Here is a 14,107-nt window from a genome sequence, read left to right as displayed (position 1 = left end):
CTGAAACCTCATTCAACCCATTGAGGAACAGCCCATGAAGATTCTGTTGATCGGTGCCGCCGGCACCATCGGTTCGGCCGTGGATAAAGAGCTGAGCCAGCGTCACGAAGTCATTCGTATCGGTCGCAACAGCGGCGATTTCCAGGTAGACATCAGCGACAGCGCGTCGATTCGCAAGCTGTTCGAGCAGACCGGCAAGTTCGACGCGCTGGTCTGCGCCGCCGGCAACGTGACCTTCGCCCCACTCGGCGAGATGAACGCCGACAGCTTCGCCCTGGGCCTGAAAGACAAGCTGATGGGCCAGGTCAACCTGCTGCTGATCGGCCGCGAATATGCCAACGACGGCGCCTCGTTCACCTTCACCACCGGCGTGCTCAGCCACGACCCGATCCGCTCCGGCGCCTCGGCAGCACTGGTCAACGGCGCCCTGGACAGTTTCGTCAAAGCCGCCGCCATCGAATTGCCGCGTGGCTTGCGCGTCAACTCGATCAGCCCGACCGTGCTGCTGGAAGCCATGGGCAGCTACGCCCCGTACTTCCGTGGCTACAAGCCGGTTCCGGCAGCCGATGTGGCATTGGCCTACGCCAAAAGTGTCGAAGGCCTGCAAACCGGTCAGACCTTTCACGTGGGCTAAACCCTTGTGATCAACGGTCAGCCTGCGTAACGTGGCGGCACTTGTCTGGAGAGCCGAAGATGCGTGTTGCCCGTTCGTTGATCGTTGTTGCCCTGCTGCCGTTGTTCGCCGCCTGCCAATTGCTCGATGGCCCGCGTGAAAGTGCTTCCCACGTCGGGCAAACCCGGATGCAGGGGCAGTTGACGGCGGCCGACGGCAAACTGGTGTTCCAGCCCTGTGGCGAACAGCGTCAGTACGTGGTCAACGACATCGGCGGCACCAGCGTGCTGCAAGAGGCCGCGACCCTCGCCGATCAGCAGGGCAAGCTGTTTGCCGATGTGCGCGGGAAGATCGCCGGCGACCGGCTCGACCTTGGCCAGTTGTATCGCGTCGAGCGCTCCGGCACCGCGTGCGATGACCCGAATTTCAAACTGTTGATCCTGCGTGCCGCCGGCCACGGTCCCGAGTGGAACGTCAAAGTCAGCGGCAAGGGCATGGTCATCGATCGTGAAGGCCAGCCGGCACTGGCCGTGCCTTATGTCGAAGAGCAACTGGGCGACGGTCGCTTCAACCTCAGCAGCGAAGCCAACAACCAACGCATCGAGTTGTGGGTCGCGCCGCAGCGCTGCGTCGACAGCAGCACCGGCAGCGTGCAGCACATGAGCGCCGAACTGCGCATCGACGGCAAGGTCGAGCGTGGTTGCGGGTATTTCGGCGGATCGCGTAACGACTGAGCGTTTTAGCCTCACCGGATCCGGCCTTTGCGGCTTATAATCGCGGCCTTCAAACGCCCTGGCGCAGTTGTGCGCCCCGCGAATCCGGATCCTCGCCATGTTACGAATCACCGAACTCAAGCTGCCAATCGACCATCCCGAAGAAGACCTGCGTGCCGCCATCGTGCAGCGCCTGGGCATCGCCAGCGATGATTTGCTCGATTTCACCTTGTTCAAGCGCAGCTACGACGCGCGAAAAAAGTCCTCCGAACTGTGCTTCATCTACACCATCGACCTCACCGTGCGCGACGAGGCCAAGGTGCTGGGCAAGTTCGCCGACGACCGTAACGTCAACGTGGCGCCGGATGTCAGCTACAAATTCGTCGGGCAGGCGCCGAGCGACCTGAGCCAGCGCCCGATCGTGGTCGGTTTCGGCCCGTGCGGGATCTTCGCCGGCCTGTTGCTGGCTCAGATGGGCTTCAAGCCGATCATCCTCGAACGTGGCACCGAAGTCCGTCAGCGCACCAAGGACACCTGGGGCCTGTGGCGTAAAAGCGTGCTCAACCCCGAGTCCAACGTGCAGTTCGGCGAAGGCGGCGCGGGTACGTTCTCTGACGGCAAGCTGTACAGCCAGATCAAGGATCCGAAGTTCCTTGGCCGCAAAGTCCTGCACGAGTTCGTCAAGGCCGGCGCGCCGGAAGAAATCCTCTACGTCAGCAAACCGCACATCGGTACGTTCCGTCTGACCGGCATGGTCGAGACCATGCGTGAAGAGATCCGCGCCCTGGGCGGCGAAGTGCGTTTCCAGGAGCGCGTCACCGACGTGCTGATCGAAGACGGCCAACTGGTCGGCGTCGAACTGGCGAGCGGTGAAACCCTGCATTCGAAACACGTGGTCCTGGCCCTCGGCCACAGTGCCCGTGACACCTTCCGCATGCTCCACAGCCGTGGCGTATTCATGGAAGCCAAGCCGTTCTCGGTGGGTTTCCGCATCGAACACCCGCAGTCACTGATCGACCGTGCGCGGCTGGGCAAGTACGCCGGCCACCCGAAACTCGGTGCTGCCGACTACAAACTGGTGCACCACGCCAAGAACGGTCGTTCGGTCTACAGCTTCTGCATGTGCCCGGGCGGCACCGTAGTGGCGGCCACGTCCGAGCCGAATCGCGTGGTCACCAACGGCATGAGCCAGTACTCGCGTAACGAGCGCAACGCCAACTCCGGGATCGTCGTCGGCATCACCCCGGAAGTCGATTACCCGGGCGGCCCGCTGGCCGGTATCGAGTTGCAGGAGCGTCTGGAATCCCACGCGTTCATCCTCGGCGGCAGCGACTACAAGGCCCCGGCGCAACTGGTCGGCGACTTCATCAATGGCACCCCGTCGACCGAACTGGGCGAAGTCGAGCCGTCGTACAAACCGGGCGTGGCCCTGGGCGACCTGGCTCTGGCCCTGCCGGACTTTGCCATCGAAGCGATTCGTGAAGCGTTGCCGGCGTTCGAGAAGCAGATTCGCGGTTACTCGCTGCACGATGCGGTGTTGACCGGCATCGAGACTCGCACCTCGTCGCCGCTGCGCATCACGCGTAACGAGTCGCTGCAGAGCATGAACGTCAAAGGTCTGTTCCCGGCGGGTGAAGGCGCGGGTTATGCGGGCGGGATTCTGTCGGCGGGTGTCGACGGGATTCGGATTGCCGAGGCCGTGGCGCGGGACATTCTCGGTCTGGAAGCCTGATACATCTGTCTTGAAGTAACACCAACCTCCTGTGGGAGCGGGCTTGCTCGCGAATGCAGTGTGTCAGTCGACGAAGATGTTGACTGACCCGACGCATTCGCGAGCAAGCCCGCTCCCACATTGGTTTCCGCGTTTGGCTTTAGATATTGGCGCGCAACACCGAGGTCGGCAGCGCCTCACCTTTCTCGGCACTCGCCGCCACTGCCGCCATCAACCCCTCCAGCTCATAGCCCTGCGCCTTCAGCCAGGCCTGATCGTAATAGGTGTCGGCATACCGCTCGCCACCATCGCACAGTATCGCCACGATTGATCCCGACTCCCCCGTCGCTTTCATCTGTTGCGCTGCCATCAGCGCGCCGATCAGGTTGGTGCCGCTCGACCCGCCGACATGCCGTCCCAGACGCTGCGCCAGATAATGCATGGCCGCCAGAGACAAGGCGTCCGGCACCTTGACCATCGCATCGATCACCTTGGGCAGGAACGACGCCTCGACCCGTGGCCGGCCAATGCCTTCAATTCGCGAACCGCAATCCAGGCGCAGACTCGCGTCGCCGGTCTGGTAGTAATCGAAAAACACCGAACGCTCGGCGTCGGCGCACAGCACCCGGGTGCAATGCTGGCGATAACGCACGTAACGACCCAGGGTCGCGGTGGTGCCGCCGGTGCCGGGGCTGGAAATCAGCCAGCTCGGTTCGGGATGTTGCTCGAAACGCATCTGCTGGAAGATCGACTCGGCGATGTTGTTGTTCGCCCGCCAGTCGGTGGCCCGCTCGGCATAGGTGAACTGGTCGATGAAGTGGCCGCCATGCTCGCGGGCCAGACGTTCGGATTCGGCGTAAATCTGCGTCGGATCCTTTACCAGATGGCTCTGGCCACCGTAGAAAGCGATCTGCGCAATTTTCTCTTTCGAGGTGGTCGCCGGCATCACCGCAATGAACGGCAAACCGAGCATGCGCGCGAAATACGCCTCGGAAATCGCCGTCGAACCGCTGGACGCCTCGATCACCGGCGCGCCGGGCTTGAGCCAGCCGTTACACAACGCATACAGGAACAACGACCGCGCCAGGCGATGCTTGAGGCTGCCGGTGGGATGACTGGACTCATCCTTGAAATACAACTCGATACCCGGGAAACCCGGTAGCGGCAAGGGGATCAGATGGGTGTCGGCGCTGCGCTGGAAGTCCGCTTCGATAATGCGGATGGCTTCGCGGGCCCACTGGCGGTTGTCGCTCATGATCATGCTCTCGTTGATTCGGGCAGAAATTGCCTCGTCACAGGCTCAGCCGCCAAGCATAGGAAAAAACCTACAGGCCTCACAGATACAGCTGAGCCTCAATATATCCGCCAACTGCTAGGCTCTGTGCAAGTGCGTGTCTGACCTTATGCCATGTAGATGGAGAGTGACCTTGCCGCTGCGCAGAACCTTTACCCGTTTCTTTCAGTTGGAAGCGGCCAGCGGCTTGCTATTGATTGCCGCCGCCATCCTCGCCCTGATCATCAACAACTCACCGCTGTCATGGCTGTACACCGGGTTTCTCGACACCCCGGTGGTGACGCAGATCGGTGCGCTGAAAATCGCCAAGCCGCTGCTGCTGTGGATCAACGACGGCCTGATGGCACTGTTCTTCCTGCTGATCGGTCTGGAAGTGAAGCGCGAAGTGCTCGACGGGCAGCTGTCGAAACCATCGCAGATCGTCCTGCCGGGAGCAGCGGCGGTCGGCGGCATGCTGGTGCCTGCGTTGATCTACTGGCTGCTCAATCGTGACAACCCGCCCGCCCTGAACGGCTGGGCGATTCCCACCGCCACCGACATCGCCTTCGCCCTCGGCGTACTGGCGCTGCTGGGCAAGCGTGTGCCGGTGTCGCTGAAACTGTTTCTGATGACGCTGGCGATCATCGACGACCTCGGCGCCATCGTGATCATCGCGGTCTTCTATTCCGGCGAACTCTCGAGCCTGTCGCTGGGTCTGGCGGCGGCATGCATCGCAGCGCTGGTGGCGATGAACCGGCTCGGCGTGGTCAAGCTCGGCCCGTACATGATCATCGGTCTGATCCTGTGGGTGTGCGTGCTCAAGAGCGGGGTTCACGCGACACTGGCCGGGGTCACGCTGGCGTTCTGCATCCCGCTACGCACGAAAAATGCCGAACCCTCGCCATTGATGACCCTCGAACACGCGCTTCATCCGTGGGTGGCCTACGGCATTCTGCCGCTGTTCGCCTTCGCCAACGCCGGGCTGTCGCTGAGTGGGGTGACCGTCGAAAGCTTCACCCATCACGTCCCCATGGGTATCGCCATCGGCTTGCTGCTGGGCAAAACCGTCGGTGTGTTCGGCCTGACCTGGCTGGCGGTGAAAATCGGCATCGCCGCTCTGCCCCAAGGTGCCAATTGGGGTCAGGTACTGGGCGTGGCGATCCTCTGCGGCATCGGTTTCACCATGAGCCTGTTTGTCGGCTCGCTGGCCTTTGAACCGGGCGTGAGCGACTACGCCGGCATGGACCGGATGGGCATTCTGACCGGTTCGATTCTGGCGGCGTTGATCGGGTATGCGGTGACGGCGGCGGCGAGTCGCCATAACGCACATTCACCTGCATAGGACCTGTGAATGGGCTCGTTGTGGCGAGGGAGCTTGCTCCCGCTGGAGCGCGAAGCGATCCCAATATCCCGGGTCTGCTGCGCAGCCCAGCGGGAGCAAGCTCCCTCGCCACAAGTCCAGGCTCGTCTGAAAACCAGCGAACAATCCCGGAGATAAATCCCCTCACCACAGGCCTGGCTTGCCTGACAAATAGCGAACAATCCCCAGCCCATTAGAGATGCGTCCTACAGCCACCCTCTGCCTGCTTTCGTTAACGTCGCGCAGCCCTTTCGAAGGGTTGACGATGGATGAACGAAAGGACGCTCAGTGGCTCGCAACAAGGACATTCCCCGGGTTCCCAACCCACCGGCGGGCGACGGTCATCACGTCACCTACCGCTATATGACGGCCACTGAACTGGCCGAGCGCGACGCTCGACAAAACGCATACGACGCCATGCTGGCGCGGCAGGAGGCCTTCGAGCGCAGCCGCGAGGTTGCGGCGAAAAAGCCTGATCCCGTGCGTGCCGGGTGCGTGTTCGCCAAGTCCTGCAAGTTGCCGGACGCGATCATCGATTACTCGAATCCTTCGGGGATGGTGCCGACTGACAGCCTGAAGGATTACGGAGATCTGGTCCTGCTCGGCGGCCGTGAAGCCGATGACAGCGGCGGCGTTCCACTCAAGAAAATCAGCGGCACTGCCATCCCGGCAGGCCTGGGCACCTTCGCCCTTGCGGGTGAGGCGTTCAAGGCATTGCCCGCCATCGCTTCCGCCGCCGTTGTGACCCCTTTGGTCGGGCTGGTGGCGTTGCTCATGCCATCGAACCTGGGCGACAGCGCCCTCTACACCGAAGACCAGTTGCTCGCCCTCAAACAGGCTCGAACCCGCGTGCGCCTGCATGTCGAACAACAGGCCGACGGCAGCCTCAAGGGTTATGGTTTCTACACCGGCAAGAATCGCGACTGGGAAATGGTCGATGTCGCGCAGTTCACCGCACGTGATAACCGCTTTGTCGCAGACCTCGGCGAAGGCATCGAACTGATCTGGACGCCCGCCGTGGACGGCTCCGACATCCTCGGCATCCCCGCGCTGGAGGCCGCTCCGCAGGCACCGCATATCTGGGTATACCCACCGACGAAAGCGGCGGACGGGATTCTGGTGAACCCGGTTTATCCGCCGGAGTATCGGGATTTCATTTTGGTGTTTCCGGCGGATTCGGGGGTTAAGCCGGTTTACATTGTGCTCAGTCGAGCTCGCGACCATGCCTACTACGACCACCCAAAGACGCTACCTGCGTTTCCTGATGCGGTCAGAGTGAAGTCCAAGTCATCGGTTCAGGGTGGAGGAAAGCGGCGAGCACGCTGGGTAGACCGCAAAGGTCGGATCTATGAATGGGATTACAAAAGCAATGCTGTAGAAAAATACGACAAACTGGGAACCACTCATTTGGGTGAGTTCAATCATATTACTGGCGAACAAACCGGGCCCGCCGAGCCGGATAGAAGAACCTCTAGAAATTAAGGGACTAAAACATGCGTTACCTTTCAATAACCGGGTTTTACCCTGACGAAATCCAAGACAGCTCGCTACAGTTTGAAATGGATATCAACGATAGCGAAATGAATCAAAAGGTTGCACAGCTCATTGAATCCAAGCCGCTTAACGAGCTGGAGCCTGGAGAATTGTTATTGAGCCGGGATCAAGTAAGCGCATTGGAAGTCCTTCTGAACGTCAGCTTCCCGAAGGGTCTGGAGTATTTCATGGGCACCTGTGCCCAGCACTGATCAGGCGAATTGAAACAAACAAAAAACCCCGACCAGTCACCTGATTGGGGTTTTCTTTTACCGCTCGTTTCCGCTTAGTGCGAAACGCGGCTGGTGCCACCGACGGTGGAGATGCGCACGCGCTCACCGACACGGAACACTTCGTTTTCCTGAACCTGTTGCACGTAGGCACGCATGCTGCCGTCGTCTTCGCGCACGGTGATTTCAACGCCCTGGGTGCGGGTCAGGCCTTCTTCGGTGGCCGAACCGATCAGGCCGCCGGCCACGGCGCCGATGACCGCCGCGACGATGCTGCCTTTGCCGCCACCGATGGCGCTGCCGCCGACACCACCGACCACTGCGCCTGCAGCGCCGCCGATCGGGGTCTTGGTGCCTTCGATTTTCACCGGACGCAGGGATTCGATGGTGCCCATGCGAATCGTCTGCACACGACGCGCTTCGTCACGGGAGTAGGAGTCACCGGTCAGGCTCGACTGGCAGCCGGTCAGCAACATCGCCATCGTGGAAAAGGAAGCAACCAGCAGAACAGACTTACGCATAGCATCAACTCCAAAAGAACATGTATTCATTAAACCCCGCAGCTTGACGCCTGTCACGACGCGGCCGGGATAAACTTGATTTTATTCAGGCCCGGTACAGGCACCTGCCGCCCACCCAACAGTAGCGCCAAATCGCCCAACCCGCCCTGCCGACCCAAGGATTTTTCATGGATTACGTGATCATTTTCGTCACCACCGTCGCCGGTTTGTACTTCCACGGGTGGCTGTACGTACGGATCAGACGCTGGATGGACCGTGATCTGGCGCTATCCCTGGCTGGCAAGGACGAAGGCAAACGCACCTTCATGCTCGAACAACTGGCAGATGCCCGGGCGCAGAAGGTCAAGCGTCGGGACCTGCCGCAGTGGCTTGAGGCCGCTGCGGCAGGCTATCTCGCTCGGTAGACTGCTTAAGGCGCCAGACGTTCAAGAATCCAGTCGGCACCCTGCTGACGATAGTTCAGGCGATCATGCAGACGACTTGGACGGCCCTGCCAGAACTCGATGCGCTCAGGCAGCAGGCGATAGCCGCCCCAGTGCTCCGGGCAGTCAGGCTGAGTATCGCTGAAGCGTTGCTCGGTGGCCTTGAGCAAATCCTCTAGCTCGCCACGGCCGTTGATCACCCGGCTCTGCGGCGAGGCCCAGGCGCCGAGCCGGCTGCCCAGCGGGCGCACCTGATAATACGCGTCGGACTCTTCAGGCGTGACCTTCACCACCCGCCCTTCAATACGCACCTGGCGCTCCAGGGTTGGCCAGAAAAACGTCATGGCCGCGAAAGGATTCGCCGCCAGATGCTGCCCCTTGGCACTGTCGTAGTTGGTGAAAAAGGTGAAGCCCTGCGCGTCCAGGCCCTTGAGCAGCAGAATGCGACAATGCGGACGCCCGTCCGCATCGACCGTGGCCAGGGTCATCGCGTTGGCCTCCACCGGCGCCTGTTCGGTTTTCACCGCGTCGGCAAACCACTGGTGAAACAGCGCGAACGGCTCGCCCGGGGCTTGCGCCTCGGTCAGGCCATCCCGGGTGTAATCACGACGCATATCAGCCAGAGCCTGAGTCATGGCGCATTCCTTTTCGTTAGCGGATCACTGCTTGGCAGCATCGGTGGCAGCGACCTTCTTGTCGGTCGCTGCGGCTTTGGCCGGCTCGGTTTTCTTCACCGGAGTCTTGGCTGGAGCCCTCTTCGCAGGTGCTTTGGCTGCAGCTTTTTTCGCTGGAGCCTTTTTAGTCGCCGATGCCGCGGCTTTCTTCGCGGCAGGCGCTGGCGTTACCGGCTTGTCGACTGGCTTGACGTCCTGCGCGGCAACCAGAGTCACCGGTGCCGGAGCTGGCATGTTGTACTTGCTCAACAGCGCAACCATGGTGTTCTGCGGTGTAACCAGCAGCTCGATACGACGGTTCAAGGCACGGCCTTCAACACTGTCGTTAGCCGCGCGCGGAGCGTCGGCCCCCATGCCACGCAGCATCAGGCGGTCACGTTGCAGGCCGCTGAGACGGAAGATCGCGGCCACCGATTGGGCGCGTTCCAGGCTGAGCTTGGTGTTATCCGCCGCCACGCCCGAGCTGTCGCTGTGACCGAGTACCAGGATCGCCGTTTTCGGATCGGCTTCGAGGATTTTGGCGACGTTGGTGAACGGGCTCAGGGTAACCGGGAGCAGCATGGCCGGACGTTTCGGGTTGAACGAGCCTTCAACCGGTGCGATCAGCACCAGCACGTTCTCACGACGTTCGAACTGCAGGTTGCTGCCTTTGATGGCGGCACGCAGACGCGGCTCATAATCGTCAAGCCAGGCTTGGGTGACTTTCGGATCCGGCATCGGCACGACTTTAGCGGCAACCTGATCTTTGGCAGTGCTCTGCTGCTTGCCGAATGGCCACCACCACTTGGTGCCTGTGTCAGCGTTGGCATTGGCGTTGGCGACTACAGCCGGCTTGGCGTCGGGTTTCGCCTCAGGTTTCACTTCAGCTTTGACGTCGGGTTTCACATCAGACTTAGCGGCCGAGTTGTCCGAACCGCCGAACGGCCAGTACCAAGGGCTGCTGCTTTCAGCCTTGGCCACCGGTGCGGTGGCGGCAGGCTTCAACGGGGCTGGGGCCGGGGCCGGGGCTGCCGCTGGAGCCGGTGCCTTTGCAGATGCAGATGCAGATGCAGATGCAGATGCAGATGCAGACGCTGTCGCTGGAGCTGGCGCCGATACTGGATCTTTGGCCGCTGCTTTATCGGAAGAGCCGAACGACCACCAACTGCCGCCGTCCGCATCATTTTTAGGGGTCTGCGCACATCCGGTAATCGCAACACACAGGGCGGCCAGGGCAAGAGTGTTTTTATATGACATTGAAAATCCCCAAGATGAAGTAATTGAATCAGAGCTCTTTTGCCCGGATAAATAGACGTTTTGCATCGAAAAACCAAAACAGACTCCATCCCTGGAGCCTGAAGTAAAGCATTACAGACAAGTGGCAAGTACCCGCGCCAGTTTCTGCGCCCGAGGGTCCATCAAGACGTACGGCCCCAGGGTATTTGTCACAAAACCAAAAGCAACATCGTGCTCCGGGTCTGCAAATCCGATGGAACCCCCGGCGCCCGGATGGCCAAACGCCCGTGGGCCCAGACCATAAGTCGCGTTCGCCACGTCGGGTTGATCAAGCATGCAGCCCAGACCGAAACGGGTTCGGGTCAGCAGGGTCTTGTCTTCGCCGAGGCTATGCTCGCGGGTCAGCTCGTTGAGCATTTCGCCGTCAAGCAGGCTACCGTCGAGCAATCCGGCGTAAAAACCCGCCAGGCTGCGCGCATTGCCGTGGCCATTGGCCGCCGGTTGTTGCATGCGTCGCCATTCCGGCTTGTTGGTACTGGTGAGCACCGATGGCGGATTGGTGAATGCACGAGTGGTCATGGCCGTGGGTTCACGCATGGTCACTTGCAACAGGCGCTGGGCCGCGGCATCGCCGACGTTGCCCTTGCCCCGGGCGATGTGCGCCACGCGGTAAAACTCCTCGTCAGCCAGACCGACATGAAAATCCAGCCCCAATGGCTTGGCCACGCGTGCCACAATCGATTCCCCCGGCCCGCGACCGTCTGCGCGGCGCAACAACTCGCCGATCAGCCAGCCGTAAGTGATCGCGGCATAACCGTGCCCCTCACCCGGCGCCCACCACGGTGCTTCGGCCGCCAGGGCATCGACCATGGTTTGCCAGTCATAAAGGGCTTCGGGGGCGAGCAGTTCACGCAGGGCCGGCAGACCGGCCCGATGGCTGAGCAACTGGCGCAGGGTGACCGATTCCTTGCCGGCCGCCGCGAACTCCGGCCAGTAGCGGGCCACCGGAACATCCAACTGCAATTTGCCTTCGGCCACAAGTTGCAGCGCCGCAACGGCGGTGAAAGTCTTGGTGCAAGAGAACAGGTTGGCGATGGTGTCGCTGTGCCAGGCCTCGGTGCCGTCCTTGTCGGCGGTACCGGACCAGAGGTCGAGGACAGTTTCTCCGCCGACCTTGATGCACAACGTTGCGCCGCGTTCCTGGGGATCGTCGAACAGTGCCGCGAATGCCTCGCGCACCGCTTCGAATTGAAGCTCGTAATGTCCCTGAATCTGCACCCGCAACTCCCCCGCAAAAACACGCTACAAATTGGTCGGCATTGTTCCAGTCCTTGAGGGATTTGGGAACAGCCGCAGGCTAGACGGTTGATGTTGTGGCATACGACTGATGCCATCGCCAAAAGGCCCGCTCGCACAGCAGATTCATGAACACCACAAATCCAGTGTGGGAGCGAGCCCGCTCGCGAAGAACGATAGCTCGTTCCGAGGCTTAGTGCCCATTCCCTGAATGCCCGCCCGCATGCCCGGCGCCAGGCCCTTTGCCGGCCTCGCCCTGTCTGCCGCCTTCAGCTTCATGCGCCGGCGCAGCGGCTTTTTCGGCTTCTTTGCCCAACTGATCAAGCGCCTGCAGGTTGCTCTTGCGCACCGCCTCGACAAAGCCCTGATACGGCAGATCGGTAACCCCCACCAGACCGAAGTGCCCGTTCTCGCCGTCGAGCAGGCGTCCGGTCGCCGGTTGATCCAGGTACTGGAACCAGTGCACGCCGACGATCGACGGCTCGTTCAACGCCTGTTTGAGGAAGTTGGCATAGGCCGGGCCGCGATCTTCTTCCCGTGCCAGTTGCGTTACGCCGCCCCAGAACGGTCCACGGTCAGCCGAACCGAAATTGAATTCGGTGATCAGCACCGGTTTGTCGAGGGCGCGCAAGGCGGCGAAGTCATACCCGTCCTGCGGCTTCAGCGTGTACATATTGAAGCTCAACACGTCGCAATACTGCGCGCAGGACGCTACCGCTTCCGGGGTGCTGGTGGCGAAACGGCCGCCGAGCAGCAGCTGATTCGGCGCGTGCCATTTCAACGAGTCAGAGATGGTCTTGAAGTAGGTATCGGCGAACACCTTCTGGAAGTATTTGAAGTCGTTTTCGATTTCCGGATGCTCCGGATTCGGCATCGGCGGCACGAAACCCGGGTCTTCCATCAACTCCCACGCCGGCAAATCAATGCCCCACGCTTTCGACAGACCTTCCTGGTTGCGGTACTTGTCGCGCAGTTGCTTGAGGAACGCGCGTTTGGCTGGCACGTCGGTGGTCATTTTCAACGTGCCATAGGCCAGGGCGTAGCGCGACTGCGGATCGTCGCCGGGACCGGCCCAGGCCAGTTCGTTGTCGGCGTAGTAACCGATCAACCACGGATCATCGCGGTGATCACGGGCAGCGATGGCCACGGCACGCTCGGTAGCCATGGCGAAACGCGGGTCGAACGGGTCAGGCATGCCGCCCCACCAGTCTGTGCCGGTGCTGATGCTGGTGTAGTCGCCGACGATCGACAGCGGCAAGGTGTACGGCACCCGCTCTGCGTCGCCCAGCGAATCGGCACTCCAGTTGCCAACCGTGTTGAACCCCCAGGCTTGCAGACGATCAAGGGTGTGCGCGGCCCACTTCTGCTCATCGACCGTGGCTTTGCATGGCGCGGCGCTGGTCGGCTCGGCTGCCGGTCCGGCGGGTGCCTGCGCTGCGCAAGGTTCGCCGTACAGGCGTTGCAGGTTGGCGCCGTAGAAATCGTACCAGCGCCCGGCGTTGTAGCCACGGCCCTGGTCGGCGCCGTTGCCGCCACGGTTGTCGCCTTCGCCGAAATGGCTGGCAAGTGGCTCGTCTGGTTTTGGCAGCGATTCGAACATCCACTCACGCCCGGCGACGTAGGTCTGGTTGACCTGCGGGCTGACGGTGTTGACCCCCAGCGAATAGAACGGATGCCCTTCAGGGGTCACCAGATACCAGCGACCGTCACGCTTTTCGGTGCGGAAAAAGCCGCTGGCCTTGAACGCCGGGCCTTTGCTCCAGCCACCGAACTTGTCCAGCGAGGACTTTTCGCGCTCGGCCAGCCAGGTTTTCAGCTGTTGATCTTCCTTGGCGGCGGCGGATTTCAGTTGTTCGTCATTGTTGATTTTCTCCAGCCATTTGCTGCGGGTCGACTGCCCGTAAGCGTCCACCAGATTGCCATACACTGCCTGGGTGACGGCATCGCCGTCCTGCACGCCGAAACGTTCAAGCAGCAGGCTCTGAGCGGCTTTCGGCTGATCCATCCACAGGCTCACCGACACCACCTGACTGCGGTCCAGTTCACCGCTGCTGCTGGCCAGCAGAATCCGCTGGCCATCGACGGTCATCGGCATCGGCGGCCCGGCCTTCATGCCCTGGCTCAGCGGCGAAGTCGCCACCAACGGCACCAGCAGGGTTTGCGCGGGTCCGGCCGGCAAGTCGACGCGGCTGGTCAGCGTCTGGCCGTTGTTGCTCTGGATTTGCACGTAAACCGTCACCGCCCAGTTCATTGCACTCTGCAGACGCAGGCTCATCATGCCCGACTGCGACCAGTCCCAGGCACCGGTCTGCGGAGTCAGGCGCAGGGTCGGACGGGCTACCGGGTTGAACGTCACCCGGCGCAGCACTTCACCTTCCGGGGTTTGCTCGGCGTTGGCTTGTGGCAGGTCAGTGTTTTCGGTGACGACTTTCACCACGTCGGCAGGACGGACGAAGTTGAACAGGGTCTGCTGACCGGCAGGCGCCGCCAACAACGGGGCGGCGAAGATCAAGGCAAACACGGCAGGCAACGAGCGGCGAATCATA

Annotated in this window: 13 protein-coding genes; 7 read left to right on the top strand and 6 right to left on the bottom strand. The window is 61.5% G+C overall.

Features of this window, described 5'->3' with window-relative positions; all coding sequences use genetic code 11:
- Nucleotides 1-34: 34 nt before the first annotated feature.
- From V9L13_RS27085 to V9L13_RS27075, 3 genes are all read left to right on the top strand, one after another.
- Nucleotides 35-634 carry a short chain dehydrogenase gene (locus V9L13_RS27085; protein ID WP_003222362.1) on the top strand — a complete coding sequence of 200 codons (600 nt, stop codon included), beginning with the start codon at nucleotides 35-37 and terminating at the stop codon, nucleotides 632-634.
- Nucleotides 635-693: 59 nt separating this feature from the next.
- On the top strand, nucleotides 694-1,347 hold the full coding sequence (locus V9L13_RS27080; RefSeq protein WP_003222359.1) for a membrane protein: 654 nt from the start codon (nucleotides 694-696) through the stop codon (nucleotides 1,345-1,347).
- Between the two features lie 97 nt (nucleotides 1,348-1,444).
- Nucleotides 1,445-3,058, top strand: coding sequence for an NAD(P)/FAD-dependent oxidoreductase (locus V9L13_RS27075; protein ID WP_003222357.1), 1,614 nt, complete (start codon nucleotides 1,445-1,447; stop codon nucleotides 3,056-3,058).
- A gap of 139 nt (nucleotides 3,059-3,197) precedes the next feature.
- Here V9L13_RS27075 and V9L13_RS27070 read toward each other — a convergent pair whose 3' ends face one another.
- On the bottom strand, nucleotides 3,198-4,295 hold the full coding sequence (locus tag V9L13_RS27070; RefSeq protein WP_338802908.1) for a PLP-dependent cysteine synthase family protein: 1,098 nt from the start codon (nucleotides 4,293-4,295) through the stop codon (nucleotides 3,198-3,200).
- Between the two features lie 169 nt (nucleotides 4,296-4,464).
- On the opposite strand from V9L13_RS27070, the gene nhaA reads away from it, so the two are divergent.
- From nhaA to V9L13_RS27055, 3 genes are all read left to right on the top strand, one after another.
- Nucleotides 4,465-5,652, top strand: a complete 1,188-nt coding sequence (gene nhaA / locus V9L13_RS27065; RefSeq protein WP_338800977.1) for a Na+/H+ antiporter NhaA — start codon at nucleotides 4,465-4,467, stop codon at nucleotides 5,650-5,652.
- 306 nt (nucleotides 5,653-5,958) lie between these two features.
- The gene (locus tag V9L13_RS27060) at nucleotides 5,959-7,152 is read left to right on the top strand and encodes an S-type pyocin domain-containing protein (RefSeq protein WP_338800975.1); all 1,194 of its coding nucleotides are present in this window, start codon (nucleotides 5,959-5,961) and stop codon (nucleotides 7,150-7,152) included.
- An 11-nt stretch (nucleotides 7,153-7,163) separates the two neighbouring features.
- Nucleotides 7,164-7,415: a pyocin S6 family toxin immunity protein gene (locus V9L13_RS27055; protein ID WP_338800973.1), complete on the top strand. Its 252-nt coding sequence runs from the start codon at nucleotides 7,164-7,166 to the stop codon at nucleotides 7,413-7,415.
- A gap of 74 nt (nucleotides 7,416-7,489) precedes the next feature.
- On the opposite strand, the gene V9L13_RS27050 is transcribed toward V9L13_RS27055, so the two are convergent.
- The gene (locus tag V9L13_RS27050; protein WP_007969461.1) at nucleotides 7,490-7,954 is read right to left on the bottom strand and encodes a glycine zipper 2TM domain-containing protein; all 465 of its coding nucleotides are present in this window, start codon (nucleotides 7,952-7,954) and stop codon (nucleotides 7,490-7,492) included.
- A 167-nt stretch (nucleotides 7,955-8,121) separates the two neighbouring features.
- On the opposite strand from V9L13_RS27050, the gene V9L13_RS27045 reads away from it, so the two are divergent.
- The gene (locus tag V9L13_RS27045; protein WP_338800970.1) at nucleotides 8,122-8,358 is read left to right on the top strand and encodes a hypothetical protein; all 237 of its coding nucleotides are present in this window, start codon (nucleotides 8,122-8,124) and stop codon (nucleotides 8,356-8,358) included.
- Between the two features lie 5 nt (nucleotides 8,359-8,363).
- Here V9L13_RS27045 and pdxH read toward each other — a convergent pair whose 3' ends face one another.
- The 4 genes from pdxH to V9L13_RS27025 form a co-directional block, all read right to left on the bottom strand.
- The gene (pdxH, locus tag V9L13_RS27040) at nucleotides 8,364-9,011 is read right to left on the bottom strand and encodes a pyridoxamine 5'-phosphate oxidase (protein ID WP_338800969.1); all 648 of its coding nucleotides are present in this window, start codon (nucleotides 9,009-9,011) and stop codon (nucleotides 8,364-8,366) included.
- Between the two features lie 24 nt (nucleotides 9,012-9,035).
- On the bottom strand, nucleotides 9,036-10,286 hold the full coding sequence (locus V9L13_RS27035) for an OmpA family protein (protein ID WP_338800968.1): 1,251 nt from the start codon (nucleotides 10,284-10,286) through the stop codon (nucleotides 9,036-9,038).
- 111 nt (nucleotides 10,287-10,397) lie between these two features.
- Nucleotides 10,398-11,543 carry a serine hydrolase domain-containing protein gene (locus V9L13_RS27030; protein ID WP_338800967.1) on the bottom strand — a complete coding sequence of 382 codons (1,146 nt, stop codon included), beginning with the start codon at nucleotides 11,541-11,543 and terminating at the stop codon, nucleotides 10,398-10,400.
- A gap of 211 nt (nucleotides 11,544-11,754) precedes the next feature.
- A complete protein-coding gene (locus tag V9L13_RS27025) occupies nucleotides 11,755-14,106 on the bottom strand; it encodes a beta-galactosidase (protein ID WP_338800966.1) in 2,352 nt (783 codons plus the stop codon).
- Nucleotide 14,107: the final 1 nt, after the last annotated feature.

Origin of the sequence: Pseudomonas sp. RSB 5.4, assembly GCF_037126175.1 — a bacterium.
Lineage (GTDB): Bacteria > Pseudomonadota > Gammaproteobacteria > Pseudomonadales > Pseudomonadaceae > Aquipseudomonas > Aquipseudomonas fluorescens_H.
This window is presented reverse-complemented; position numbering and strand designations above follow the sequence as displayed.

Excerpts from the sequence above, each read along its gene's own strand:
- V9L13_RS27085 (WP_003222362.1), top strand. The coding sequence starts at position 35 with ATGAAGATTCTGTTGATCGGTGCCGCCGGCACCATCGGTTCGGCCGTG.
- V9L13_RS27080 (WP_003222359.1), top strand. The coding sequence starts at position 694 with ATGCGTGTTGCCCGTTCGTTGATCGTTGTTGCCCTGCTGCCGTTGTTC.
- V9L13_RS27075 (WP_003222357.1), top strand. The coding sequence starts at position 1,445 with ATGTTACGAATCACCGAACTCAAGCTGCCAATCGACCATCCCGAAGAA.
- V9L13_RS27055 (WP_338800973.1), top strand. The coding sequence starts at position 7,164 with ATGCGTTACCTTTCAATAACCGGGTTTTACCCTGACGAAATCCAAGAC.
- V9L13_RS27050 (WP_007969461.1), bottom strand. The coding sequence starts at position 7,954 with ATGCGTAAGTCTGTTCTGCTGGTTGCTTCCTTTTCCACGATGGCGATG.
- V9L13_RS27045 (WP_338800970.1), top strand. The coding sequence starts at position 8,122 with ATGGATTACGTGATCATTTTCGTCACCACCGTCGCCGGTTTGTACTTC.
- pdxH (WP_338800969.1), bottom strand. The coding sequence starts at position 9,011 with ATGACTCAGGCTCTGGCTGATATGCGTCGTGATTACACCCGGGATGGC.
- V9L13_RS27035 (WP_338800968.1), bottom strand. The coding sequence starts at position 10,286 with ATGTCATATAAAAACACTCTTGCCCTGGCCGCCCTGTGTGTTGCGATT.
- V9L13_RS27025 (WP_338800966.1), bottom strand. The coding sequence starts at position 14,106 with ATGATTCGCCGCTCGTTGCCTGCCGTGTTTGCCTTGATCTTCGCCGCC.